This is a genomic window from Paenibacillus cisolokensis, assembly GCF_050481165.1.
Taxonomy (GTDB): domain Bacteria; phylum Bacillota; class Bacilli; order Paenibacillales; family Paenibacillaceae; genus Paenibacillus_AH; species Paenibacillus_AH cisolokensis.
In genome coordinates this window covers 1-3,321 of record NZ_JBCNFP010000086.1, presented here as the reverse complement: position 1 = coordinate 3,321, position 3,321 = coordinate 1, and the positions used below count along the sequence as shown (strand labels likewise).

Genomic DNA, 3,321 nt, shown 5'->3' with positions numbered 1-3,321 from the left:
GTCGTACTTTCGAAATTCAGGATAAAAAAATGTTCTGAACAGGAAGGAGGAGGTGGTAACCAAATACATAGGTAGAACCGTTGAGATCATCTATCAAGATAAAGGTGAACGATTTAGTAAACGACGTGTCCATCTGTATTCCCAAGAAAAAGACTGGGTGAAAGGTTATTGCTACAAAGCCGGTGAGATGCGAACATTCCATGTCAATCAGATTTATGCCGTTGAACCAGTTCACATGGTGATTTGAATTGACTTGTTTTTTTGTAATATAATGTTTGTACTCTTTGGGATAACATAGGGAGGTGGAAATTTGAAACAACGATATAAAGTTTCTCTTGTTGTGTTCGTGGTTGTTGTAGTTGCTGCCATTGCAATCGGGTTCGGGTTGGCCGGGAGCAATAAACAGAAGAGCCATATATATGTGATGCCTGATGGGTATATTGGGTGGGTTCAGATTATTTATAATCAAAAGGATAGTCCCGAACTTCCGAAAGAGGGAAAGGCATTCCTTCATAACATCCCGAAAGATGGGGTGTTGAGGACATCCAGTCCTGCGACTTCTGGAGGCATGACATTTTATTACGCTGATGAACAAGGCAAGCGTACTGAAATCAGTTCGGATATGATTCAAGGCCAGTCCATTGGAACGAAGGAAATCAAACGTTCAGATGGCACAATGGAAGAAGCGCAAGTAAACTCTTTTTTTGTGGGAACGGAACAGCAGTACAAGGAACAAATTCCGAAAACGCAATAGGCCAATAACATTTAAGCCCACCAGTGGGCTTGCTTTGTTTTCGGTCAAGCAGGAGAAATTCGAAGTATTGTTGTCCGGTGAAAATAAAGTATTAGACCGTATGTGTTGATCTAGCGGCGATCGTCGTTGTTGGAGACCGTCAGCTTCAAATAAATAAGTGTTAGACTCTGAACTTGAAGAGAAATCAAAGAGAAAACCTCCATCAGTAGGATTCCGATAACCCAGCTATCATTAAAATTAGCTTAACGCTTGTCTCCAGTCTACAACATTGTTTTCGCGGTCTAAACTTTATTTTCACTGGACAATAGTTCGCTCGGCGGTTGTATAGGGCAGCCTCTCATCACCTTTATTAATGAAGGCGGGATGATCACAAACAAAGGATATGGACGGTCCTTAGTTTGTGCGTCCATCACCCATCTTCAAAAAAGTAAAGGAGATGAATGCCGATGGCAAATATCGTAGAAGTTCGCACTACTGCTTTTATCCCTGACGATTGGATTGAGTTTATGCGGACGACCGAGGTCCGTATCTTGTACAAAGGCAATAATCGCGGGTTCACTTACTACACGGAGAATCAACCGGATCTATGGAAATTGGCTCAACACCTTGTGGTGAACTTCGCGGAAGGATCAGTCAAGCATTACCCTGGCGTAGGTCCAACGGTTGAGCGTACGGTGGACATCGATACTGGTGAAGTGATCCGGCCTGATATCACGGGACAAGCATCTTCTGACGGAATTCAAATGAATTATGTCGCATGGGCCTCTGACAAGAGCTATGTCAACATCCACGTCAAAGCTGCTGTCAACATTCCGACATTTAATCCGTCTCCGAATATTGATTGGGAATATGACTTCTGGGTTTATCGGGATGGCCGGGTGCGGGTTCTTGGGAAACACGATGCTTATCCAGCGCATGAGATTTATAAGCGCGTTGATTCCGGAACGCCAGTTACACTTCATCAGTATGATCCGAGGCCTGCAGGTTACAACGTGTACACCGGCTTAATCACCTTTAACCAAGTTGTAGACATCACGAAGTAAACAATTGAAGCCGGAGAGATCGTACGTCGAGGAAGCACCTCTAACTGGACGATAGTCCATGTTGGGGGTGCTTTTCTTAAAAGATTACGAGAGAAGTTTCTGTTTTTCGGATCTTCACATTCCACTTCGTGAATATTTCGGTGCCAGGGAGCCATTGAGTTAATGAGTGAGAGCCACTTCGTTAATTATTTAGAGCCACGCTGTTAATGGCGAGAGCCACATTGTTTTTATGTCAAAGTATGCAAGCTCCCCCTTCCGTCCCCCTCTCGGGGGAAACGCAGGGAGCACACCCCCTGCACCCCGTCACTCGCCGTGCGGCAGGCCCAGCAAGGCTTTGCTGGACCATGAAGAGTGTGTAGAACGAGAGGTCGCCAGTCAAGGCTGAAATGAACGCTTCGCGGCCTTGACTCGCTTACTGCATACGGAATACAGAATTGTCGAATTTAGCGGTGGCTCTCCCGACTAACACAGTGGCTCTATTTCATTAACATCTTGGCTCTCACTCATTAACCGTGCGGCTCTGCCGCGCCGAAATAATCAACTTCGCGATGAAGAGGTCGACGAAATCTTCCGCCAGGTGCAGAAGCGGGAGCTCACCGAAGGTCTTCCGGTTACCGAACGTTTCCGAAACGTGCTTCGCTCGTTTTACTCGACCGATCCGCTCTTTATCGCGGATATGTATGACCCGGTTCTCAACCCCGACGGCTGTATCGACCGGCTATCGGCCGATGATGCTGCGGCGATCGACCGCGTTCTGGCGATGATCGACGCCGGTGAGATCGTTCCGTATTGGGCAAAGGAGGAAGCGGGGGTTATTTAAGAGAGGGAGGACCGTCCGGCGTTGCCGGGCGGTTTTTTCTGCTTAGAACGGGACTTTATTGTAACTCGCGTCCGAGAGATCAAAAACTTTATTGTCCAAAAAACTTTATTGTCATTTCGAGAACAACACATTATTGTGATGAGCTCGATGGCCGGTGATGCCATTATTTACAGGCTCCCCGCGTGTGGTTTATACTGGACGTAATACGATTCACTTTTTATTTTTCTTTGCTGTCATATTTTCAGCGAGGTAGTGTCAAGAAGTTTGTGTAACGTAGTAGATATATCCAGAAGTGGTTGCGTGAACGCATAGTGTTTGAATGTTCTGACACCTTGGCGAACATAGCCCAAGCGTAGGCGGGGGCGCTGGTTTTTTATTCCACCGATGTTGCAGTCGTGGGATAACGCTCCTCGAACATCTGTACCAGCTTTTCCTTGACACCCGGCTGACCGAAACCAGTAGTGACGCGGTTAGCATAACGCTCGTTGTAGTCCATGATGTCGAGGTAAATGATCTTCTCCACCGCGTCGATATTGGTTAAGCTGTTCATCGGCTTCAGTCGCTTACGAAATTCTTTGTTCATTCGCTCGATTGGATTTGATGTATAGATGGCATTTTTAATTTGCGGCGGGTACTTGTAAAACGTCAGCAGCGTATCCAATTGCTCCTCCCAGGATTGAATCTCTTTCGGATACTTCTTGCCC

The 3,321-nt window shown here is 46.3% G+C and carries 4 protein-coding genes; 3 read left to right on the top strand and 1 reads right to left on the bottom strand.

Annotation, left to right across the window (positions count from 1 at the left end; all coding sequences use genetic code 11):
- The first annotated feature begins 310 nt into the window (after nucleotides 1-310).
- From ABEV74_RS14720 to ABEV74_RS14710, 3 genes are all read left to right on the top strand, one after another.
- Complete coding sequence (locus ABEV74_RS14720) at nucleotides 311-754, top strand: DUF6843 domain-containing protein (RefSeq protein ID WP_430146963.1); 444 nt, start codon at nucleotides 311-313, stop codon at nucleotides 752-754.
- A gap of 446 nt (nucleotides 755-1,200) precedes the next feature.
- The gene (locus tag ABEV74_RS14715) at nucleotides 1,201-1,797 is read left to right on the top strand and encodes a DUF3238 domain-containing protein (RefSeq protein ID WP_430146960.1); all 597 of its coding nucleotides are present in this window, start codon (nucleotides 1,201-1,203) and stop codon (nucleotides 1,795-1,797) included.
- Nucleotides 1,798-2,374: 577 nt separating this feature from the next.
- Complete coding sequence (locus ABEV74_RS14710) at nucleotides 2,375-2,617, top strand: hypothetical protein (protein ID WP_430146957.1); 243 nt, start codon at nucleotides 2,375-2,377, stop codon at nucleotides 2,615-2,617.
- A 373-nt stretch (nucleotides 2,618-2,990) separates the two neighbouring features.
- Here the strand turns inward: ABEV74_RS14710 and ABEV74_RS14705 are convergent.
- A partial coding sequence (locus ABEV74_RS14705; RefSeq protein WP_430146954.1) for a transposase occupies nucleotides 2,991-3,321 on the bottom strand: 331 nt, incomplete at its 5' end.